At 62.5% G+C, this 21,541-nt stretch carries 20 protein-coding genes; 6 read left to right on the top strand and 14 right to left on the bottom strand.

Translation table 11 applies throughout. The features are described from left to right. Positions 1 to 13: 13 nt before the first annotated feature. Complete coding sequence (locus EN851_RS05010) at positions 14 to 637, bottom strand: thermonuclease family protein (RefSeq protein WP_127277775.1); 624 nt, start codon at positions 635 to 637, stop codon at positions 14 to 16. 76 nt (positions 638 to 713) lie between these two features. On the opposite strand from EN851_RS05010, the gene EN851_RS05005 reads away from it, so the two are divergent. Both EN851_RS05005 and EN851_RS05000 read left to right on the top strand, forming a co-directional pair. After that, positions 714 to 2,234, top strand: a complete 1,521-nt coding sequence (locus EN851_RS05005; protein ID WP_127872463.1) for an ATP-binding protein — start codon at positions 714 to 716, stop codon at positions 2,232 to 2,234. A 52-nt stretch (positions 2,235 to 2,286) separates the two neighbouring features. Further along, complete coding sequence (locus tag EN851_RS05000; protein WP_135928690.1) at positions 2,287 to 2,814, top strand: GNAT family N-acetyltransferase; 528 nt, start codon at positions 2,287 to 2,289, stop codon at positions 2,812 to 2,814. Between the two features lie 20 nt (positions 2,815 to 2,834). Here EN851_RS05000 and EN851_RS04995 read toward each other — a convergent pair whose 3' ends face one another. Next, positions 2,835 to 3,833, bottom strand: coding sequence for a nicotinate-nucleotide--dimethylbenzimidazole phosphoribosyltransferase (locus EN851_RS04995; protein WP_135928689.1), 999 nt, complete (start codon positions 3,831 to 3,833; stop codon positions 2,835 to 2,837). 198 nt (positions 3,834 to 4,031) lie between these two features. On the opposite strand from EN851_RS04995, the gene EN851_RS04990 reads away from it, so the two are divergent. Next, positions 4,032 to 4,262, top strand: coding sequence for a DUF1289 domain-containing protein (locus tag EN851_RS04990; RefSeq protein WP_135928688.1), 231 nt, complete (start codon positions 4,032 to 4,034; stop codon positions 4,260 to 4,262). A 10-nt stretch (positions 4,263 to 4,272) separates the two neighbouring features. Continuing rightward, complete coding sequence (locus EN851_RS04985; protein ID WP_135928687.1) at positions 4,273 to 4,977, top strand: TIGR02281 family clan AA aspartic protease; 705 nt, start codon at positions 4,273 to 4,275, stop codon at positions 4,975 to 4,977. 2 nt (positions 4,978 to 4,979) lie between these two features. Here the strand turns inward: EN851_RS04985 and dusA are convergent, their stop codons facing one another. The 9 genes from dusA to EN851_RS04940 all read right to left on the bottom strand — a co-directional run bounded on the left by dusA (position 4,980) and on the right by EN851_RS04940 (position 14,947). Continuing rightward, positions 4,980 to 6,068: a tRNA dihydrouridine(20/20a) synthase DusA gene (gene dusA, locus EN851_RS04980; RefSeq protein ID WP_135928686.1), complete on the bottom strand. Its 1,089-nt coding sequence runs from the start codon at positions 6,066 to 6,068 to the stop codon at positions 4,980 to 4,982. Between the two features lie 318 nt (positions 6,069 to 6,386). Next, complete coding sequence (locus EN851_RS04975; protein WP_127276844.1) at positions 6,387 to 6,689, bottom strand: DUF982 domain-containing protein; 303 nt, start codon at positions 6,687 to 6,689, stop codon at positions 6,387 to 6,389. Between the two features lie 141 nt (positions 6,690 to 6,830). After that, entirely contained in the window at positions 6,831 to 7,817 is a 987-nt protein-coding gene (locus EN851_RS04970) for a dipeptide ABC transporter ATP-binding protein (RefSeq protein ID WP_135928685.1), read from the bottom strand. 8 nt (positions 7,818 to 7,825) lie between these two features. Further along, entirely contained in the window at positions 7,826 to 8,785 is a 960-nt protein-coding gene (locus tag EN851_RS04965; protein ID WP_127276848.1) for an ABC transporter ATP-binding protein, read from the bottom strand. Then, positions 8,782 to 9,753 (bottom strand): ABC transporter permease, encoded by a 972-nt coding sequence (locus EN851_RS04960; protein ID WP_135928684.1) that lies wholly within the window; start codon positions 9,751 to 9,753, stop codon positions 8,782 to 8,784. The genes EN851_RS04965 and EN851_RS04960 overlap by 4 nt, the downstream gene beginning before the upstream one ends. Further along, the gene (locus tag EN851_RS04955; protein WP_135928683.1) at positions 9,753 to 10,769 is read right to left on the bottom strand and encodes an ABC transporter permease; all 1,017 of its coding nucleotides are present in this window, start codon (positions 10,767 to 10,769) and stop codon (positions 9,753 to 9,755) included. Before EN851_RS04955 ends, EN851_RS04960 begins: the two co-directional genes overlap by 1 nt. Before the next feature lie 39 nt (positions 10,770 to 10,808). Continuing rightward, positions 10,809 to 12,470: an ABC transporter substrate-binding protein gene (locus EN851_RS04950; protein ID WP_135928682.1), complete on the bottom strand. Its 1,662-nt coding sequence runs from the start codon at positions 12,468 to 12,470 to the stop codon at positions 10,809 to 10,811. Between the two features lie 17 nt (positions 12,471 to 12,487). After that, a complete protein-coding gene (locus EN851_RS04945) occupies positions 12,488 to 13,393 on the bottom strand; it encodes a proline iminopeptidase-family hydrolase (protein WP_135928681.1) in 906 nt (301 codons plus the stop codon). A gap of 39 nt (positions 13,394 to 13,432) precedes the next feature. Next, the gene (locus EN851_RS04940; protein ID WP_127278962.1) at positions 13,433 to 14,947 is read right to left on the bottom strand and encodes a leucyl aminopeptidase; all 1,515 of its coding nucleotides are present in this window, start codon (positions 14,945 to 14,947) and stop codon (positions 13,433 to 13,435) included. A 261-nt stretch (positions 14,948 to 15,208) separates the two neighbouring features. Between EN851_RS04940 and EN851_RS04935 the strand changes: the two genes are divergently transcribed. Beyond that, entirely contained in the window at positions 15,209 to 16,111 is a 903-nt protein-coding gene (locus EN851_RS04935) for a LysR substrate-binding domain-containing protein (RefSeq protein ID WP_135928680.1), read from the top strand. Between the two features lie 251 nt (positions 16,112 to 16,362). Then, on the top strand, positions 16,363 to 17,820 hold the full coding sequence (locus tag EN851_RS04930; RefSeq protein ID WP_135928679.1) for an NCS1 family nucleobase:cation symporter-1: 1,458 nt from the start codon (positions 16,363 to 16,365) through the stop codon (positions 17,818 to 17,820). 93 nt (positions 17,821 to 17,913) lie between these two features. Here the strand turns inward: EN851_RS04930 and EN851_RS04920 are convergent, their stop codons facing one another. The 3 genes from EN851_RS04920 to EN851_RS04910 all read right to left on the bottom strand — a co-directional run bounded on the left by EN851_RS04920 (position 17,914) and on the right by EN851_RS04910 (position 21,499). Next, positions 17,914 to 18,453 carry a DUF1697 domain-containing protein gene (locus EN851_RS04920; protein ID WP_135928677.1) on the bottom strand — a complete coding sequence of 180 codons (540 nt, stop codon included), beginning with the start codon at positions 18,451 to 18,453 and terminating at the stop codon, positions 17,914 to 17,916. 8 nt (positions 18,454 to 18,461) lie between these two features. Further along, positions 18,462 to 20,099, bottom strand: coding sequence for a CTP synthase (locus EN851_RS04915; protein ID WP_127280485.1), 1,638 nt, complete (start codon positions 20,097 to 20,099; stop codon positions 18,462 to 18,464). Between the two features lie 269 nt (positions 20,100 to 20,368). Further along, the gene (locus EN851_RS04910; RefSeq protein ID WP_127280484.1) at positions 20,369 to 21,499 is read right to left on the bottom strand and encodes a L,D-transpeptidase; all 1,131 of its coding nucleotides are present in this window, start codon (positions 21,497 to 21,499) and stop codon (positions 20,369 to 20,371) included. Positions 21,500 to 21,541: the final 42 nt, after the last annotated feature.

Below are 21,541 nucleotides of genomic sequence, written 5' to 3'. Positions count from 1 at the left end.
CCGCAGACGCGCTTCACCAGAAGCGAAATATCTCGCGCGCCGCGTCGCCGATCGACGCCAGCGTGCCATGTTTTCGCTCCACGACATCGCCGTGGTGGCTGTCGCGCCAGTCCTGCGGCTGGTCGAACGTGCCCGCCCAGATACCGACTTTTGCCGCGCGGGCGGTCGCTTCCACGCCTTCGAAGTCGCCATAGGCGACGGCCCAGCCCGCTTCGACCTGGGCACGGTTGAGGTCGGTGGCGCCTGCCTTGCAGTCGCCGAGCAACCGGCCATAGCGATCGCGCTGCCAGCCGCTGCAGGTGACCGGCCTGCCGCCGATCAGGCGCACCAGTGATTGGCGCGCCAGCGTGCCACAGGCATAATCGGCGCCGTTCTTGCGGCAGGTCTGGGTGTATTCCGGGGCGTCGATGCCGCGCATGCGGATGCGCTCGGTGCCGAGCGTGATCGAGTCGCCGTCATTGATGATGGCGCCACCCTGCGTCTTGCGCGTCTCCACTCGATCGAGACGCGCCGCAAGCAGGATCAGCAGCCCCAGAATGATGACGGCCAGCCCGTAGTCCAGCAGCTTGCGCCACGGGCTTGTCGGGCGCGGCGCCGCGTACCGCGGGCGCGACCTTGGCGACCAGGAACGGCTCATATGGCAAACGGTTGGTTAATCATTCGAACGTAGCTTAACACCTTGAAATCGCTGCGCGCATAAATTGAAGCTCTTGATGCCCTTGCAACGCTCGAACACAGCGGACAAGTTCATAGTGGACCGCAGGAAACGGCATCGCAACAGCGATGTCGCGCGCGCGGTGCGCAAGACGCGCGACCGTCTTTCGCAGCAGGCCGGCAATCCCGATTTCGACCGTGAACTGCTGAAGCTGCACGCCCGAGCCATGACAAGCGGCGCCGTGGTCATCCCGTTGCTCGTCCTGGCGATCGCCGCGGCCGGCCGTCTGGCCGGCATCGGCAATGAGATCGGGCTCTGGGCGTTGTTTACGCTCACCTGCTATACGACAGTCGTCTTCATGGCGCGGCGCATCGAGCGTACGGAAGCTTCCGAGCTCAACTCATTGCAAACGCGAAGGGAATTGCTGGTCGGCCATTTCCTTTGCGGTCTGGGCTGGGCCTGGTTCGTCTGGCTGGGCTGCGGCGCCTGCGAGGTCGACCAGTTCCAGGTGATCAAGGCGGTGGTGCTGTTGTTTGCCATGGCAGGGACCGCACTGATGGCCTCATCCCTGAGCGGAGCGCTGCTGGCGACCTTCGCGGTTCCGGTGGCGCTCTACGCCTATGCCGCGGCCAAATCGTGGATGCCGGTCGAGGCGATCATGGCCGGGCTGCTTGTCCTGTCGCTGCCTTTCTTCACCTATATCGCCAGTCACCTCAATCGCTTCTCCCTGCTGCTCTTGTCGTTCCGCTCCGAAAAGGACGCGCTGATCGCCGAGGTGGAGACGGCGAAATCGATGTCGGACGAGGCGCGGCGGCGGGCCGAGGACGCCAACCTTGCAAAATCGCGTTTCCTCGCTTCGATGAGCCATGAATTGCGCACGCCGCTCAACGCCATTCTCGGTTTTTCCGAGGTGATGGCGAACGAGGTGCTGGGGCCGATGAGCAATCCCACCTATCGCGACTACGCCCATGACGTGCATGATTCAGGCCAGCACCTGCTTGACCTGATCAACGAGATCCTCGACCTGTCGCGCATCGAGGCCGGCCGCTACCAGCTCAACGAGGAGCCGGTGATGCTGCTCAACATCGTCGAGGATTGCTGCCACATGATGGAGCTGAAGGCGCGCAACAAGGACATCCGCGTCGTCCAGGATTTCGAACAGACATTGCCGCGCCTGTTCGCCGACGAGCGCGCCGTGCGCCAGATCGCGCTCAACCTTCTGTCCAACGCCATCAAATTCACCGCCACCGGCGGCGAGATCCGCGTGCGGGTCGGCTGGACGGCGGGCGGCGGCCAATACATTTCGATCAAGGACAACGGCCCCGGCATTCCCGAGGACGAGATTCCGGTCGTGCTTTCAGCCTTCGGCCAGGGTTCGATCGCCATCAAGAGCGCCGAGCAAGGCACCGGGCTTGGCCTGCCGATCGTGCAAGGGCTGCTCGCCATGCATGGCGGCGAGTTCGAGCTTCACTCCAAGCTGCGCGAGGGCACAGAAGCGATCGCCATCTTCCCGCTAAGCCGGGTGATGGAGGAACTGCCGGCGCTGCCGACCGCGGCGGTGGCCGCGCGGCGGCGGTAGTACCCCTGCAAACCTGCGTCGACAAGGACTGGAAGAAGGCACGCAGACCGCAATGACGGCAGATTGGGATGCCAGTGGCGTCGAAATCAAATCGGAGCGACTTCGTCTGAAGCTGTTCACGTCCGACGATGCCGCGGAAGTCTTTGCCGCCATCACTCCCGCGATCACTCGTTTCATGCAGTGGGAACCACCTCGATCACCAGCGGCCTTTGCCGAGGTATGGCGATCCTGGCTTGCCCCGATCCTTGACGGATCGGATTTGCATTTCGTCGCGCGTTCGTTGGCGGACGGTCGCTGCCTGGGACTTGTCGGCCTTCACGCGGCCAGGACTGCCTGTCCCGAGATCGGAATTTGGATAAGGGAGGATGTACATGGAAACGGCATCGGCCGTGAGGCCGTTGCCGCCGTTGCGGCATGGGCGTCTGAGGAATTCAATCCGGATTGCCTCGAGTATCCTGTCGCAGAAGAGAACGTCGCGAGCAGAAGGATCGCGGAAGGCCTTGGCGGTTCGATAGTCGAGACACGCTCGAATTCGAAATATATCTCGGTCGTCTACCGTATCCCCAATCTCAGACGTTGAGACGTCGAGGCGCGAACGCTCTAGCCCCGAACAGCCGCCGCCATGCCTGAACTGGTCAGTGCCGCTGCCTTGACGAGCCCGGCCGCCAGGGCCGCTCCCGCACCTTCGCCATGACCGATGCCGAGATCGAGCAGCGGACGCAGCCCGAGGTGCTCTGCGGCCCTTGCATGCGCAGGCTCCGGCGACAGGCTGGCGAGAAGACAATGATCAAGCGCTGCGGGGTTTGCTGCATGCAGCACAGCCGCGGCTGCCGTTGCCGCGAAGCCATCGAGCAGTACCGGTATCTGCTGCATCCGCGCGGCGAGGATTGCGCCAGCTATCGCCGCGAACTCGCGGCCGCCAACCCGGCGCAGGGCCTCCAGCGGATCTTCGAGATGGTGGCCGTGAAAGGCCAACGCCGCATCGACCACCTCTGCCTTGCGCACCTGCATCGCCGCGTCGGCGCCGGATCCCGGGCCGACCCAGTCGGCGCCCCTGCCGCCGAACAGCGCGGCGAACAGGGCGGCGGCGACGGTGGAATTGCCGACGCCGAGATCGCCGAGGCAAAGCAGGTCGGTGCCGCCGGCAATCGCTTCCATGCCGAAGGCCATGGTGGCCGCGCATCCGCGCTCGTCAAGCGCCGCATCCTCTCTGATGTCGCCGGTCGGGATGTGCAGGGCAAGATCGAACACCTTCAACCCCAGATCATAGGCAATGCAGATCTGGTTGATCGCGGCACCGCCGGCCGCGCAAAGCTCGACCGCGTTGGCGGTGGCCGCAACCGGACGCGGCGAAATACCATGTCGGGTCACGCCGTGGTTACCGGCAAAGACAGCCATCAAGGGCCTTGTCACCGCAGGCGGAGCCCGGCCACTCCATGCGGCGAGCCATGCGGCGATGTCCTCGACGCGGCCAAGCGAATTCCGAGGCTTGTCCGCCTTGGCAAACAGCGTGCGCACGCGCGCCTCGGCTTTGAGGTCGGCTTCCGGCAAATTGTCGAGCAGGTTGCGGAAATCGTCGAAAGGCAGTGCAGTGGTCATGTCGTGACAATCATTCCTGGAGTGGAGGAGCGGCATAGCCGCCTTGCGTGATCGGCACAACCTCCCCGATCGTCCTTCCCGACTTGCCGCAAAGGCGGCCACGGAAGGCGCTATCGCGAGGGCTTGCATTGGCTTCGCCGTTGCACCATGTGGAGAAGGAAGAGCGGATTTCCGAATGGAGTTCCTCCAGAGAAAGTCATGACGGCCATCGAATCTCCCTGCATCCTGGTCTGCTCGATCGATATGAAAACCGGCTTCTGCTTCGGTTGCGGCCGCACGCGCGAGGAGATCGGCGCCTGGATGGGGATGACGCCCGAAACGCGCCGCGGCGTGATGACCGAACTGCCGGCCCGGCTGGAAACCGTCGAGCGCCGGCCGCGCCGCGAAACACGCCGTACCCGCATGGCGCGCGAACGCGACGCACTCTAGCGAGGGACGGATGAGCAGCCGGCTGTTCTGGATTGTGATGGCGGTGATCGGCGTGGGGGCAGCCCTGCTCATGCTCAACGATTCCGCCGGCAGCACGCTCGGCGTCGAGAATTACGATTTTGGCCGGCTGATCTGGCTTGGGGCTTTCGGCGCCCTTATCGGCGCGGGCTTGCTGCGGTCAGCTCCGCTGGGAGTGATGGCACGCAACCTCAGCGCATGGGCGGCTATCGTGCTCGCGCTGATCGCCGGCTACCAATATCGTTACGAGCTGCAGGACGTCGCCAGCCGCGTGACCGCGGGCCTCGTTCCCGGCAGTCCGCTGGCGCTCGGCGTCGAAGATGGACATGCGACGGTGACCCTGGACAAGGCCGACAACGGTCACTTCGAGGCGCGCATCCTGGTCAACGGCAATCCGGTGCGGGCCGTTGTCGACACCGGCGCGACCAGCACCGTATTGACTTCGGAGGACGCTCAGGCCGCAGGCTTCAATCCGGCGGCGCTCAACTACACCATACCGGTTTCGACCGCCAACGGCATGGCGCGCGCCGCGGCGGTCAAGACCGGCGAGCTGGCAATCGGCGGCATCGTGCGCAAGGATATGCCGGTGATGGTCGCCGCTCCCGGCATGCTGAGCCAAAGTCTGCTTGGCATGAACTTCATCGGCTCGCTGTCGGGTTTCGACGTGCGTGGCGACCGCATGATCCTCAGGGACTGAGATCAGGCCGCTTCGGCGGCCCCTCCACCGAATTCGACCGCCGCGAAAGCCGTCTTCAGCACGTCCGGCCCGGCCCCGGGCCGCGTAGCGTCGGTAGACAGGATCTGGCGGTAGCGGCGCGCGCCGGGCAGCCCGTGAAACAGCCCGACCATGTGGCGCGTGACATGGCCAAGCCGCCCGCCCTGTTCGATGTGGCGTGCCGCGTAGTCCGCCATCGCATCGATCAGCGCGGCGAAATCGAACGCCTCCGGCCGCGCGCCGTAGAAGGCGGCGTCTACACCAGCCAGAATGCCCGGTGTGTGGTAGGCGGCGCGGCCAAGCATGGCGCCATCGACATGACCGAGATGCACCCGCGCCTCGTCAAGGGACTGAATACCGCCATTGATGCCGATGAATTTGCTCGGTTTTCCGGCCTTCAGCCGATACACTCTGTCATAGTCGAGCGGCGGGATGTCGCGGTTTTCCTTGGGGCTCAACCCTTCCAGCCACGCCTTGCGTGCATGCACCCACAAGGCATCGGCGCCGGCATCGAAAACCCCATTTGCAAGCGCATCGAGCGCCGGCCCGGGATCCTGTTCGTCGACGCCGATGCGGCATTTGACCGTGACCGGCACCGCCACCGCCGTTTTCATCGCGGCGACGCAATCGGCGACAAGGTCGGGTACTTTCATCAGGCAGGCGCCGAACGTGCCGGACTGGACGCGGTCGGACGGGCAGCCGACATTGAGATTGATCTCGTCATAGCCGAAGGCCTCGCCAATGCGCGCCGCCTCTGCAAGTTTTGCAGGATCCGAGCCGCCAAGTTGCAGGGCGACGGGATGTTCCACCTCGTCGAAGCCGAGCAGCCGCTCGCGTGCACCGTGGATGACGGCGTCGGCCACCACCATTTCGGTGTAAAGCAGCGCACGGCTCGTCAACTGGCGATGGAAGAACCGGCAATGCCGGTCAGTCCAGTCCATCATCGGCGCAATGGCGAGCCTGTTCAACATACTGATTTTATTCGTTTCCTTCGGCGAGCTGGATCTATCCAACTTCGGCGACCGGTAATCTGCGGTTTTTTTTGCACTTAGTTTGAATCGGTTTAGAGTCATAATCTATTTCACAATGCAATAGGCATATTGAATTATCCACAAATTGGAGTAGTGTTTTAGGAATTGCTAATAAAGGGAGGATACGCACGTTCATGCGTGCGTATCTCGGGAGGGGTCATCATCATGGCCTATTTGCTGCCTTACAGCGCAAAACGCTTCCGGCACGCCGTTTTCCACCACGGTTGGCGTCGCCCCTCGGCAAGCAGATGGACCCTGGCGACTGTGTCGATTGGCGACGGATGACCTGGGTAGGTGCAAGCACCACCACTGCCGCTCCCCGCAGCGGGCGCGGACCAGCAACAAAGGGGTTGGGGGCTGCTAGCGCCGTAGCGCGTGTACGCTCGCCATGCTGTCGCCGCCCATCGGCAATGCCATGTCGTCGTCGAGAAGCCGCGTAATTCGGGCAAAGCCGGTGAAGGCCTTCCTTGCTTCCTCTGCCGACATCTGGCCCGACAGGGCGGCCGAGCAGCAATTCAACGCGCACTGATACACTGGCCCACGTCGTCCCGTCGGCCATTTGCGCAAGAAAACCATCGCCTCGGCGACACTATCCACTTCTTCTACAGGATGCCCCTGCCCGCGCGATATCCGCACGGGCGAAAAGAAATGCAGGTAGTCCATTGTTTCCTCCCGTCGATCGAGATGCGCTCGATCGAACCCAATCAAACGCGCCGCACGTCGGTTGGTTCCATGCGGACAACTGAATTTTTGAAGAATTTTCCGACCGGATGCGGCCCTCCGGGTACAAGGCGCGATGTTTGCTTATACCGTCGGAAAGTGGCACGCCACCTTGCGGCCGGGCCTATACTGTTTCAACTCAGGCCGCTCTGTGCGGCACCGCTCCGCCGCTATTGGGCATCGGGGATGGAACCGGCAGCCGGATGGCGGGTTGAGCGGGCTCGGTACATCGCCCGTGAGGACAATGCGCTTGCGCATCCCGTTGGGCGTCGTCTCCACCACGGGAACCGCCGAGATCAGCGCCTGGCTGTAAGGATGGGCGGGGGCTGAAAACACCTCTTCCGCTGGTCCCTCCTCCACGATCGAGCCGAGATACATGACCGCGATGCGGGTCGAGACCTGGCGCACCACGGACAGGTCGTGGGCGATGAAGACATAGGTGAGATCCAGCTTCTCCTGAAGGTCGGCAAGCAGGTTGACGATCTGCGCCTGTACGGACACGTCGAGCGCGGAGACCGGCTCGTCGAGAACGACGAGATCGGGATTGAGGGCAATGGCGCGCGCTATGCCGACACGCTGGCGCTGCCCGCCCGAGAATTCATGGGGGAAGCGCATGACATGGTCCGGCAACAATCCAACGAGGTCGAACAGTTCCGCGACGCGATTGGTGATCTCGCGCGATGAAAGCTTGCCATGGATACGCAGCGGTTCGGCCACGAGATCGCCGACGCGCCGGCGCGGATTGAGCGAGGCCGACGGGTCCTGGAACACCATTTGCAGGCGCCGCCGCAGCGGCCTCAGTTCAGACAGCGACTTCGACGTGATGTCGTCGCCTTCGAACAGAAGCTCACCGTCCGAAATGTCGTAGAGCCTGACCAGGCAGCGCGCCAGCGTGGACTTGCCACATCCGGACTCCCCGACCAATCCGACGGTTTCGCCGCGCCGCACCGTCAGCGAGACATTGTCGACCGCGTGAACGGTCCGCCTGCCTTCAGCGGAAAAACGGGTGCCGATCGAGAAGCGCTTGCCGAGCGAGCGTGTTTCGAGGATTGGACGGTCTTTGTCGATCATCGGTCCGCTCATACCTGCGCCACCCGAAAGCAGGCCGCAGCGTGCGTGGCGGCGCCAAGATCGGGCTTGTCGGTTAGACAAGGCTCGTACCGGACCGGACAACGCGGCCCGAAGGCGCAGCCTTGCGGCAATCGCAGCAGCGACGGCGGTGACCCGGGAATAGCCGGCAGGCGGCGGGGTTTCGCACCGGTCAGCGGCGGGATCGAACCAAGCAATGCGCGCGTATAAGGGTGTCGCGGGTCGGAAAATAACTCCGTGCGGCTGCCGCGTTCGACGATGCGGCCCGCATACATGACCATGACCCGATCGGCGAGTTCGGAGACCACGCCCATGTCATGCGTGATGAAGACGACGGCCGATTTGTGCGTCGAGCGCAGCTTGCGCACGAGATCGAGAATTCCGGCCTGCACCGTTACGTCGAGCGCGGTGGTCGGCTCATCCGCCACCAGCAGCGCCGGGTTGCAGGACAACGCCATCGCAATCACCGCCCGCTGCCGCATGCCGCCGGAGAGCTGGTGCGGGTAGCGCGACATCGCTTCGTGGGGGTTGGGAAAATTCACCTCCGCCAGCAGTTCCTCGACGCGCTCCATGGCCCTGGATTTGCTGATGTTGCGGTGGGCACGGATCTGCTCGGCGATCTGCCAGCCAATCGTGTAGACCGGCGTCAGAGCCGTCATCGGATCCTGGAAGATCATCGCGATCTCGTTGCCCCGCAGGCGCCTGAGTTCGCGCGGAGGCAGTCCGACCAGCTCGCGGCCCTTGTAGCGGATCGAGCCTTCGATGATCGCGTTGGGGTCGGTGATCAGCCCCATCACCGCCAGCAGCGACACTGTCTTGCCGGAGCCGGACTCGCCGACGACACCGAGAATTTCGCTTTCCGCGAGATCGAAGGAAACGCCATCGATGGCCCTCACCAGGCCGTCGTCGGTCCGGAAGGACACTCTAAGGTCGCGCACCGACAATATCATGATGTCCTCAGGCGCGGATCGAGAAGGATGTAGACGAAATCGACAACCGCATTGGCGATGACCACGAACATGGACGCATACATCACCGTTGCCATGATCATCGGCAGATCCAGGTTCTGCAGCGCGTCATAGGTGAGCTTGCCGATACCATGCAGCCCGAACACCACCTCGGTCAGCAGGGCCGAGCCGCCCACCAGTGCGCCGAAATCGAGGCCGAACAGGGTGACGAAGGCGATGAGCGATGTGCGCAAGGCGTGGCGCAGCAGGATACGCGTCTCCGACAGGCCCTTGGCCCGGGCCGTGCGGATATAGTCTTCCTGGATGGATTCGATGATTGCCGCGCGCAACACCCGCCCGTAGATGCCGATGTAGAGAATGGCCAGCGTGATCCAAGGTATGACCAGCGTCAGGAACCAGCCTTTCGGATCGTCGGAAAAATTCTTGTAGCCGAGCGGGGGCACCCAGGAGAACGCCCAGCTGTCGTGGTAGCGGCTCTGGGTGATCAGGTTCATCACCTCCCCCAGCCAATAGACTGGCATGGAAATGCCGAGCAGACCCAACGCCATCAGCAGCTTGTCCAGCCAGCTGTCGCGGGTGGCGGCGGCGACGATGCCGATGGCGATGGAGACAACCACCCACAGAATCGCCGCTCCGAACACCAGCGAGAGCGTGACAGGGATCGAATCCATGACTGCCGGCACCACCTTCCAGCCACGATTGACGAAGGAGGTCAGGTCGCCAGTGACGAAGATCTTCTCCATCATTTTCACATATTGAACGTAGAGTGGCCGGTCGAAGCCGAAGCTGTGGCGCACCGCCTCCAGCACCTCGGGCGATGCATTGCGGCCGGCGATGCGCGCCGCAGGGTCGGCCCCAGGTGTCGCGAAGAAGATCAAAAAGACGATGACCGAGATGCCGAACATCACGAACAGCATCTGACCGAAACGGCGCAGGATGGCATAGATCATCAGTCGCGCCCCAGCCGAACCTTGGAGCGCGGGTCGAGCGCATCGCGCAGGCCGTCTCCGAAGACGTTGAGCGCCATGACGGAAACCGCGATCGCCAGGCCCGGTACCAGCGCCACCAATGGCCTGGTGTAAAGCAGCGCCTGGCCGTCCTGGATGATGGTGCCCCAGCTCGCGGCTGGTGGTTGCACGCCGATCGAAAGGAAGGAAAGCGCCGATTCCGTCAGCATGTTCAGTGCCATCATCAGCGGCACGAAGACGATCAGCGTGGTGGTGATGTTGGGCAGGATGTCGCGCCACAGAATCCGCGGCCCCGGCACCCCCAGATTGATCGCGGCGAGCACGAACTCGCTGTGGCGCAGCGACAGGACTTGCCCGCGTATCGGGCGCGCCACATAGGGTATGTAGACGATACCGATGATGATGACCGGCAGCCACAGACTGCCGGACTCGATCTCGATCGGCCCGATCGAGATGCCTTGCGCGATGGTGACGATGGAAAGCGAAATCGCCAGGAGATAGATCGGAAACGCCCAAAGCACATCCAGCAAGCGCGACAGCACCGTGTCGGTGACGCCGCCGAAATACCCCGCGATCAATCCCGCCGCCGTGCCGAGGATCAGGGTGAAGATGGTGGCCGCACCGGAGATCAGCAGCGAACTCAGCCCGCCATAGAGCATCCGGGCCATGACATCGCGTCCCTGGCTGTCGGCGCCAAGGAAATAATTGCCGAGCCGCCAGGTCGGCCCAAGCGGCGTGTAGCCGAGCCCGAGCCCCTCTGTCGATTGTTCCATCACAGGAACGTCGGCGCCGTCGATCTGGATGACGGCGTCGAGCGTCGAGGCGAATGGGTCCGTTCCTGCCCATTTCGCGTAGAGAGGCGCGCTGAGGCAGGCGAAGACGATGAGGAGGAACACGGCCAGGGACGCCATGGCGGCCCTGTCCGTTGCCAGCTTCGCAAACGCGACGGCCCAAGGCCCTCGCGTCTTGCGCGGCATGGCGACAGCTTCGTTCGACACGGACGTGCCCCTCCGCGGTTCGTTACTTTACCCAGGCCATTACTGTACCCAGGATTGGGTGATCATCCAGTTGAACTGCCGGTTGAACTTGAAATTGCCAACGCGTTTGCTGACGAAGTCGAGCCGCTTGGGCGTGAAGAGGCCGACGGCCGGCGCCTTGTCCGTGACTTGCTTGTCGATTTCAGCCCACAATTTGTCGGCGGCTTTCTGGTCGGTCACGCCGAGGTCCAATGCCTTCTGCATCTTGGCGTCGATATCCTTGTCGCAGAAGCCGGCGATGTTGATTGAAGCGTCCGAACCCTCGCGGAACGAGGCACAGCTGAACAGGATGTTCAGGAAGTCCGAGGCCGCAGGATAGTCCTTGTACCACTGGGTGACGGACATCTGCACTTTGTTGTTGGTGTTCTGGATGTAGGTGAACTGGATGTTGGACGAGATCGGCTTGACGTCGGCGACGTAGCCGATGGTGGTCAGCACGCTCTGCAGATAGACGCCGATGGACCGGGAAATGGCCGTGTCCTCGACGATGATGGTCACCTTCTGGCCCTTGGTGCCCGATTCCTCGACGAGTTGCTTTGCCTTGTCGAGGTCAGGCGCCGACCATTTGGCGCCGGGGTTCTTGGTGAAGGGGCAGTAGTCCTCGTGGCCAGGGAAATCCGGAGGCAGAACCTGGCATACCGGCGAGGCGAGCACCTTGCCGCCGAACAGCTTGACCAGCGTGTTGCGGTCGATCGCATAGGCAACGGCCTGACGCGCCTTTTCGTTGTCGAACGGCGCCAGACGATTGTTGAGCGGCGCATACCACCACGCCGAAAGCGGCGAGATGTGCAACTGGTCCATGGCCTTGGTGCCGAGTTCGCCAAGGCGGTCGCTCGGCAGCGCGTCGAACATCCAGTCGGCTTCCCCATTCTGGATCGCGGTGACGGCGGCTTCCTCGGAGAGGCCGAAATCATATTGGACGACGTCGGGGTAGCCGTCGGGCTGGGCTTCCTCGCTCCACTGTTTGAAGTTGGGGTTGCGGGTCACCGTCATCCCTTTGTTGGGATCGAAGGCGGAGATCATATAGGCGCCGGTGCTGGGGATAGGCTTGGAACCCATGTCTTCCGCGGGCGTCTCCGCCGGCAGGACGACGGCGTGCGGCAAGGCAAGCTTGTAGAGAATCTCGGCGTCCGGCTTGGTCAGGTTGACGGTGATCGTGCCGGCCGCCTCGTCGCCGACAACGCCGCCTTCCAGCGTGCAGCTCTTGGTGTCGGCAAGGCATTTGTCGGCACCGACGATGCCAGCATAGAAGGTACCGGATGTTGGTCCGGAGACCTTGAAGATGCGCTGGAAGGAAGCAACGACGTCCTTCACGCCGAGATCCTTGCCGTCGGAGAACTTGATGCCCTTGCGCAGTTTGAAGGTAAACGTCTTGCCGTCATTGCTGACCTGCGGCAGCGCCTCGGCGAGATCGGGGACGATGGTGAAGCCGTCCATGCCCTCGGCCTTGCGGAAGGCGACCAGCCCGTCATAGATCGGCTGATACATTTGCCAGCCCTGGTCGGTGTAGTTGATATGCGGATCGAGCGTTCCGGCCGCCGAGCGCGCCAGCAGGCGAATGGTGCCGCCGCGATGTTCCTTGAGGTACTCGGCCTGCGCCGGAGCCAGCCACATGCCGGCCAGCAATGCCGCGGCCGATGCCGCGAGAAGCAGTTTCTTCATGTCGTAGTCCCCTTTTCTCAGTTGTCGTTGTCGTCCAGGAAGTCTCCCACCACCCGCATGCATAGATCCTGCTCTTCGACATGCGGCATATGGCTGGAATGCTCGAATACCTGCCAGCGCGATCCCTTGATGCCGTCCTTGAAGGGCTGCACGGTCGCGGGCGTGGCTTCGTCGTGACGGCCGGAAATGATCAGCGTGGGAACATCGATGGCGGGTAATCGGTCGATGATGCTCCAGCTCTTCAGCGTTCCGATGACGTGGAATTCGTTCGGACCATTCATGAGATGATAGACGGTCGGATTGCGTGCGACCTGGGCGAAGGTTTCCGTCACCTCGGGCGGGAACGGAACGACCCGGCAGACATGCCGCTCGTAGAACACCATCGTCGCCTCTTGATAGGCCGGATCGTCCGTCGTGCCGGCCTGTTCGTGCCTTGCCAGTGTCTCCTGCACATCGCTCGGCAGGGCGGCGCGCAACCGGTTGGCCTCTTCCACCCACAGCTTCATGGAAGCCGGTGAGTTGGCGATGGTCAGCGACTTCAGACCCTTTGGCCGCGTCACCCCATATTCAGCGCCCAACATGCCGCCCCAGCTCTGTCCGAGCACGTGGAAGCCGCCGCGGATGCCGAGATGGTCGACGAGGTTTTCAAGTTCATCGATGAACAGCCTGGGCGTCCAGAAATCGGCGCCTCTGTCAGGCAGCAAGGTGGAGTTGCCGCAGCCCAATTGGTCGTAGTGGATGACGGCACGGCCCGTTCGAGCAAGAAGCTTGTACGCATCGACGTAGTTGTGGGCGGCACCTGGCCCGCCATGCAGGATGACGACCGGAGCCTTGTCGGCGTCGAGTTCGCCGCTGACCCGATACCAGGTTTCGTAGTCGCCAAAGCCGGCCCGCCCTTCCCTGGTGGCGATTTCCGATGACATCCCCGCTCCATGCGTGATTGAAGACATGTTGCTTTGTCCCTAGTTCGTGACCCGGCTGGCCTGAACCCATTCTTCCAGCATCTGCACGCCGAATGCCGTGGCGCCTTGCCTGCCAAGGGGCCGATCCGCATCGGCCAGTTCCTTGCCGGCAATGTCGAGATGCACCCAGGGCCGATCCTCGGTGAAGTGACGCAGGAACGCCGCGGCGTAGGGAGCGTCACCGTCTTCCATGTCCTTGGCGTGATGCCGCAGGTCCGCGAACGGCGATTGCAGCCCCTCGTCGTAAGCCCGGTCGAGTGGCAGCTGCCAAAACCGCTCGCCGACCGCTTCTCCGGCCGCGATCATCCGCGAGGCGATGGCGTCGTCGGTGCTGAAGAGGCCGGCGAATACCGATCCGAGACCGCGCATCACCGAATAGGTCAAAGTGGCGAGGTCGACGATCACCGACGGGTTGAAGCGCGAGGCGGCATAGTAGAGGCAGTCGGCCAGGATCAGGCGTCCTTCCGCATCCGTGTCGAACACTTCCACGGTTTGGCCGGACGCTGTCGTGATGATGTCGCGCGGCTTCAGCGCGGTGCCCGACGGCATATTCTCGGCGATGCCGAGCACGCCGACCACGTGCACCGGACTGCCTTGCCGGGCGAGCGCGATCAGCAGGCCGACCACCGCGGCCGCGCCGCCCATGTCAGCCTTCATATCGAACATCTGCTCGCCGCGCTTGATGCAGAGGCCGCCGGAGTCAAAACAGACACCCTTGCCGACGAAGGCCAGCGGTTGTGCGGGGGCACCCTTGCCGCGATAGCGCAGGACCGCGACGCGCGGGGGACGCACCGAGCCTGATCCCACAGCCAGGATCGCGTTCATGCCGAGTTCCCCGAGCCTTGCCGTATCGAGTATCTCGACGTCGATGCCAGCTTCGCGCAACGGCTCCAGATGATCGTGGAAATTGTCGGGATGGAGATGGTTCGGCGGCAGGTTGACCAGAGTACGCGCATATTCGACGCCATCCGCGATCGCATTGATCCGCGCCAGCGCCGAATTCAGCGCCGGACCGCCGGCCCCGACCAGTTGTACCCGCAGGGTCCGATCGGCCCCCGCTCCCGCGCGCCGGTTGCGCATGTCGAAACGATAGCGCCGCAGCCGCATGCCAAGCGCGACCCTTGCCAGGATTTCCGCTCCCGTCAGACCTATGCCTGCAATGGGATCCAGGACCAGGGTAGCCGCGCATTCCCCTTTGCCTTCCAGATGCGCGGCCAAGAGGCCGCCGGCACGCGTCAAGGAGAGCGCGGTGACGGCCTCGGCCTTGCCCAGGGCAAGGACAATCACGCGCCGGGCCGATACCGCTTTAGGGGCGATGACATCGATGCAAGTGCCGGATTCAGCCAGTACGGCTGCATCGGAACAGGCTCGGGAGAGTATCCCGCTCATTTCCGTGTCCAGTGCCGCTGCCCGAGGGCCAAAACCCGTCTGGGCAGTCTGCAAGATCACGACGACGGAGGTTTCCGCGGAAATCTCGTCCGCCGTTTCAAAAACCGGCACTGGCGATTGAGGCATAGGCGGGCGTTCTCCTCATTGCGGGGGCTTTGGCCGAGGCGTCGCTTGCAGCTCGTGCAATGCTTCGCCCGCCACCGGTGGAAGCCGGTCAAACCGGTCGCCGCCGTTAGTGGAATGGTGCCGAAGTTCCCGAATAGCCGTTTTCGTAAGACGACTTAGTTGCTCTTGCCTCTTGGGTATCCCTGAACGGGCCAAGCGATCAAACGCCAATTTTGTCCAAGTCGATTGACAAAAACTCAACTGACAATTCATGATCGGCCAATGGCCCTACCCTCACTCAACGGCATGCGCGCTTTCGAGGCCGCAGCACGTCTTGGCAGCATCAAGGATGCGGCGGAGGAGCTGCATTTGACGCCCTCGGCGATCAGCCGCCACATCCGTGCACTCGAACGCAATCTCGGCCAGGACCTGTTCGAGCGCGGCTTTCGCCAGATAACGCCGACCATCCGGGGTTCATACTATGCGCGCAGCCTCTCCGAGGCGTTCGAGGCCATCTGGCGCGCCACCGACGATGTCAGTCTCGCCGACGGCCCGAGCCGCGGCAGGACCCAGCGTGTCCGGGTCCTGTGCGTGCCCGCTGTCCTGAACCTTTGGCTGGCGGACCGGTTGCCGAATTTTCGCCGGCAGCATCCGACCGTGGATCTGGAGATCTCGACATCGGGCAAGCGGGCCAATTTCGATTTGGCCATTGTCGACGAGTTCGTCTACAAGGCCGGCCCGGCGCTGACGCTGCTGATCCCGCTGGTTCTGACGCCGGTCTGTGCACCCTCGTTGCTTGAAGGGCCGATGCCACTGCTGTCGCCGGCCGATCTGGTTAATCACCACCTGATCCACGAATGCGAGACCATGCGATGGAAGCGCTGGCTGGAGCAGGAAGGCGTTTTGGACACCACGCCGAAATCCAGCACGACGCTGGATGACTGCACGCTGATCATGCGCGAGGCCATCAATGGCGCTGGAATAGCGCTTGCCGACACGATGATGGCGCAGGATTTGCTTCAGCAAGGCAAGCTGGTCGCCCCATTCAGCGCCCGCCATACCTATCCGGCCGGCATCTACCTGCATCAGCGCCGCAGTATCGGCAACAAGCCGGGTACCGGCCTGTTTCAGGATTGGCTGCTTTCCGAAGTCGAGGACCACAAGCGGATGATGGCCATCGCCTAGGCTGCCGCTCTTGCGTCAGAAGTTGGGAAGACGGGTTTATCCAGTCTGGCGCCGTGGATCGAAAATTCGAATCAACAGACAGGGCGCTTTTCAAAAGCGGTTCACCATCAACGCCCGCCGATAATCGCGGTTCGCATTGAATATCTTTAAGGTCAAAGCCGGCAAATCGGTTGCTTGTCGGTTCCCCTGCGTCAGGCGTAACCTCTGCGGTCAACGCGTGAGGGCGCGTGCTGCAAGAAGGGGATATTGCAATGACGATACAAGGCGCATCGCCTGACCTGTATAATGAAGACCTCGCTCCCGCCAAGGTTCGAAACTGGGGACCGTTCTCGATCTTCAATGTCTGGACATCGGACGTCCATAGCCTGTGGGGCTACTATCTCGCCGCCAGCCTGTTTTTGTTCTGCGGAGGCTTCGTCAATTTCATCATCGCCATCGGCATCGGCTCGCTGATCATCTACGCATTGATGAACATGGTCGGCTATGCCGGTGTGAAAACCGGTGTGCCCTACCCCGTGCTGGCCCGAGCCTCCTTCGGCATCTGGGGCGCCAACATTCCGGCACTGGTGCGCGCCATCGTCGCCTGCTTCTGGTATGGCGCGCAGACTGCCGCCGCCTCCGGCGCCATCGTCGCATTGCTCATCCGCTCGCAATGGTTCGCCGATTTCAACGCCAACACCCATTTCCTCGGCCATTCCGGCCTGGAGGTGATCTGCTTCGTGGTCATATGGGCCCTGCAACTGCTGATCATCCAGAAAGGCATGGAAACGGTGCGCCGCTTCCAGGATTGGGCAGGACCCGCCGTCTGGGTGATGATGCTGCTCCTGGCCATTTATCTGTGCGTCAAATCCGGAACCTTCGCCTTCACCAGCGACATCCCGATGGACGTGCTTCTGGAGAAGACCAGGGATGCCGGCGTGCCTGGAACGCCGGGCTCGTGGACGTCGCTGTTCGCGGTGGCCGCGATCTGGGTGACGTATTTTTCGGCGCTCTATCTCAATTTCTGCGATTTCGCCCGCTATGCCCCCGATCAGGCAGCGCTGCGCAAGGGCAATATCTGGGGCCTGCCGGTCAACCTCATCCTGTTCTCGCTGGTCGCCGGCGTCACCACCATCGCCGCCTACGACGTCTATCATGAAGTGCTGCTGCATCCCGACCAGATCTCGGCCAAGTTCGACAGCTGGTTCCTGGCTGCCCTTGCGGCCTTGACCTTCGCGGTGGCGACCTTGGGTATCAACGTGGTGGCCAACTTCGTCTCACCCGCGTTCGACTTCTCCAACGTCTTCCCGCGTCAGATCGACTTCAAGAAGGGTGGCTACATCGCCGCGCTGATTGCGCTCGTACTCTATCCCTTCGCGCCGTGGGAAGGCAGCGCCGCCTCCTTCGTCAACATCATCGGCGCGACGATGGGACCGATCTTCGGCGTCATGATGGTCGATTACTACCTGATCCGGAAGGGCGAGGTCGACGTCGAGGCACTCTACCGCGAGGACGGCGAATTCCGCTTCCAGGGCGGCTGGCACGTCAATGCCTTCATCGCCGCCGGGATCGGCGCCGTCTTCTCCTCGATCCTGCCGAACTTCACCAACTGGCTGCCGTCCTGGTGGGGCGTCTATGGCTGGTTCTTCGGCGTGGCGATCGCCGGCGTCATCTACTACGTGCTGCGCACCGCGGCCGTGGGCGCAGGCGCCAAGACAGCGAAGGCTTGAAGCAGGCCTTAGGCAGTGGGCGGTAGGGCCTAGGGAACTACTGCCTACTACCTACTGCCTACTGCCTACTGCCTACTGCCTACTGCCTACTGCCTACTGCCTAACCATCTCGGCCAGCTTGCGCACAGTATTCCAGTTGCGCGAGGTGCCAATGCCGAGGCGCCTGTGATTGGCGGCCGCAAGCAGGCGCGAACTTGGCCTCTCGCGCGAAAACACAAGCCATATGTCGCCACCGACCAGAAGCACCTTTTCGTCCCCGGCGGCACGGGTCTGAAGACCCGATATGGCATCTCCGGCTACAGGCTTGCGCATTACGCGCACCGCGACCTGGTCGCCGGCTTCCACCGAGTCAGCCGGGAATGGATTGCTGGTTGCGAGTGTCAGCCAATCCCCGGCACTGCGGACAATGATGTCGACGTGGCGGCCAAAGGCCTTTTCGAAGGCGACCTCAAGGCGTGTCTCAAGCGTGGCGACCGAAATCTTTTCACTCTCGAACACCAGGTTGCCGGTCGCCACCAAGGTGCGGACATTCTTTAGGCCGATGCCTTCCGCCATCGCCTTGAGGTCGGACATGACGACCCGCCGCCCCTCTCCCAGGATGATGCTGTAGAGGAGCGCGACATAGGTCCGCATGGAATCAGTCAGACCAGCCGGCTCTGCTCCACCGCCGCCTCGATGAAGCTGGCGAACAGCGGATGCGGATCGAGCGGCCGGCTCTTCAGCTCGGGGTGATACTGCACGCCGATGAACCAGGGATGGTCGGGATACTCGACCGTCTCAGGCAGCACGCCGTCGGGCGACATGCCGGCAAAGACCAGCCCGCAATCCTCCAGGCGCTGCTTGTAGTCGATATTGACCTCATAGCGGTGCCGGTGACGTTCGGAAATCTGGGTGTCGCCATAGATATCGGCGATCTTCGAGCCCTTGGCGAGCTCGGCCTGGTAGGCGCCGAGCCGCATGGTGCCGCCGAGATCCCCGGTCGCCCGGCGCTTTTCCAGCATATTGCCCTTCAGCCATTCGGTCATCAAACCGACGACCGGTTCCTTGGTCGGGCCGAACTCGGTCGAGGAGGCATGTTCGACGCCGGCCAGGGATCTTGCCGCCTCGATGCAGGCCATCTGCATGCCGAAGCAGATGCCGAAATATGGCACCTTGCGCTCACGCGCGAATTTCGCCGCCAGGATCTTGCCCTCCGAGCCGCGTTCGCCGAAGCCGCCGGGCACCAGGATACCGTGCACCTTCTCAAGCCAAGGCGCCGGGTCTTCCTTTTCGAAGATTTCCGATTCGATCCAGTCGAGCTTGACCTTGACGTGGTTGGCCAACCCGCCATGCGAGAGCGCCTCGATCAGCGATTTGTAGGCATCCTTGAGGCCGGTATACTTGCCGACGATGGCGATGGTGACCTCGCCCTCCGGATTGTGGATGCGGTTGGAGACAGCCTGCCACGGTTCCATGCGCGGCTTGGGCGCCGGGTCGATGCCGAAGGCGGCCAGCACTTCCGAATCGAGACCTTCCTTGTGGTAGGCCATAGGCACGTCGTAGATGTGCGGCACGTCGAGCGCCTGGATGACGGCGCTCTCCCGGACATTGCAGAACAGCGACAGCTTGCGGCGCTCTTCCTTGGGAATGGCGCGGTCGGCGCGCACCAGAAGTATGTCGGGCGCGATGCCAATGCCGCGCAATTCCTTGACCGAATGCTGGGTCGGCTTGGTCTTCAGCTCACCTGCTGTCGGGATATAGGGCATCAAGGTCAGATGCACGTAGACGGCATTGTTGCGCGGCAGATCGTTGCCGAGCTGGCGGATTGCCTCGAGAAACGGCATCGCCTCGATGTCGCCGACCGTGCCGCCGATCTCGCACAGCACGAAATCATAGTCGTCATTGCCGTCGAGGACGAAGTTCTTGATCTCGTCGGTAACGTGCGGGATGACCTGCACGGTCGCGCCGAGATAGTCGCCACGCCGCTCGCGCTCGATGATGTTCTTATAGATACGCCCGGTCGTGATGTTGTCCTGCTGATTGGCGGAACGGCCGGTGAAGCGCTCGTAATGACCAAGATCGAGATCGGTTTCGGCACCGTCATCGGTGACGAACACCTCGCCATGCTGGTACGGCGACATCGTGCCGGGGTCGACATTGAGGTAGGGATCGAGTTTTTTGATGCGAGCGCGATAGCCTCGCGCCTGCAGGAGAGCCCCAAGGGCCGCTGCGGCAATGCCTTTTCCAAGTGAGGAAACCACGCCGCCTGTGATGAATACATATCGCGCCATGGGAGTCATCGCTTAACGCGGCCGGATTGATTCCGCCAGAGAAAAAACCGCCGCGAAGGCTTTTTCCCAAGAAGGCGCTCGGACCATGATCCCTAAAATGGAATCCGGTTTTTTGGACAGGATCCCGACCAAAACGGGTTTTGATCGAGACCTTCCGTCCGGAATTGGCGTAAAAACAAAGACTTAGAGCAGGTCGGCGATTCTATCAAACGTTGAACCGCTCCAAGCAAAACAAAAGGGCCGGCTGAGCCGGCCCTTTCGGCATGATGATGGAAACGTCAGATGATGACGACCTTGGTGCCGACCCGGACGCGGCTGTAGAGATCCATGACGTGCTCGTTCATCATACGGAAGCAGCCATTGGAGGCGCTGGTGCCGATAGACTGCGGCGCGATGGTGCCGTGAATACGCAGATGCGTGTCCTTCTTGCCGTCATAGAGATAAATGGCGCGGGCACCGAGCGGGTTCTGTCCGCCGCCGGCCATGCCATCCTTGTACTGGCCGTAGTGCTTTGGCTCGCGCTTCTGCATGTCGAGTGTCGGGATCCAGCGCGGCCATTCCTGCTTGTCGCCGACCGCGACCGTGCCCTTGAACTGCAGGCCTTCGCGGCCGACCGCGATGGCATAGCGACGCGCGGTCGTGGACGATTCGACGAGATAGAGCCGGCGAGCGCTGGTGTCGATGACGATCGTGCCGGCATCATAGCCCGTAAATTCCACGTCCTGAGGCACGAATTCCGGCTTCACCTTGAACGGCTTCTTGGCGTTTCTCTGGGCAAGTGCCGAATCGAGCGCGCGGGTCTCGGGCAGATAGCTGATCGATGAACCCGATGAAGTTCCACCGAACAGGCCGGCGAACAGGCCGCCACTCGACTGCTTCTGGCCGCCGACGACCTCGCTGCGCAGTTCGCCATTGTTGCCGGTCAAAGCGACATTCATCGCTTCGGCCGGGATAGGCTCAGCCGATTGGATCGGCGTGACGGGTTCAATCGGTTCGATGATCTTGGTGGTCTTCTTGGCTGTGTTGGCCTCGGCCACTTCAGCCGCCGGAGCGCTTTTGCCCTTCTGGGCCAGGAAGGCCTGCCGTGCGGCATCGGCCCTGGCTTTCGCCGCTTCGCGCATCGCCAGCTTCCTGGCCTCGAGCGCCTTGGCCTTGGCGTTCTCCTTGTCGGCAACGATCTTGGCCTCGATCTTCTTGATCTGGGCAAGATCGTCCGGCGTCGGGTTTTTCTTCTTCTTGAGAAGCTTCAACTGCGCCGCATCGCTTTTGGCCGCGACGGGGATGGCGTCGGTTTTCTCAAGCGACACCGGCTGTTGTGCGGCCATGTTTGCCGGCATGGCGGCGAAGGCCGGGGAACTCATGCCGATTGCGGCGCAAAGTCCCAGGAAAATGAAGCTGCGAAGCTGCATGGCGAAGATCCGATCGTTCAATGCTTGTTGCCCACGGCGTCG

The organism is Mesorhizobium sp. M8A.F.Ca.ET.208.01.1.1 (genome assembly GCF_004791315.1).
Lineage (GTDB): Bacteria > Pseudomonadota > Alphaproteobacteria > Rhizobiales > Rhizobiaceae > Mesorhizobium.
This window is presented reverse-complemented; position numbering and strand designations above follow the sequence as displayed.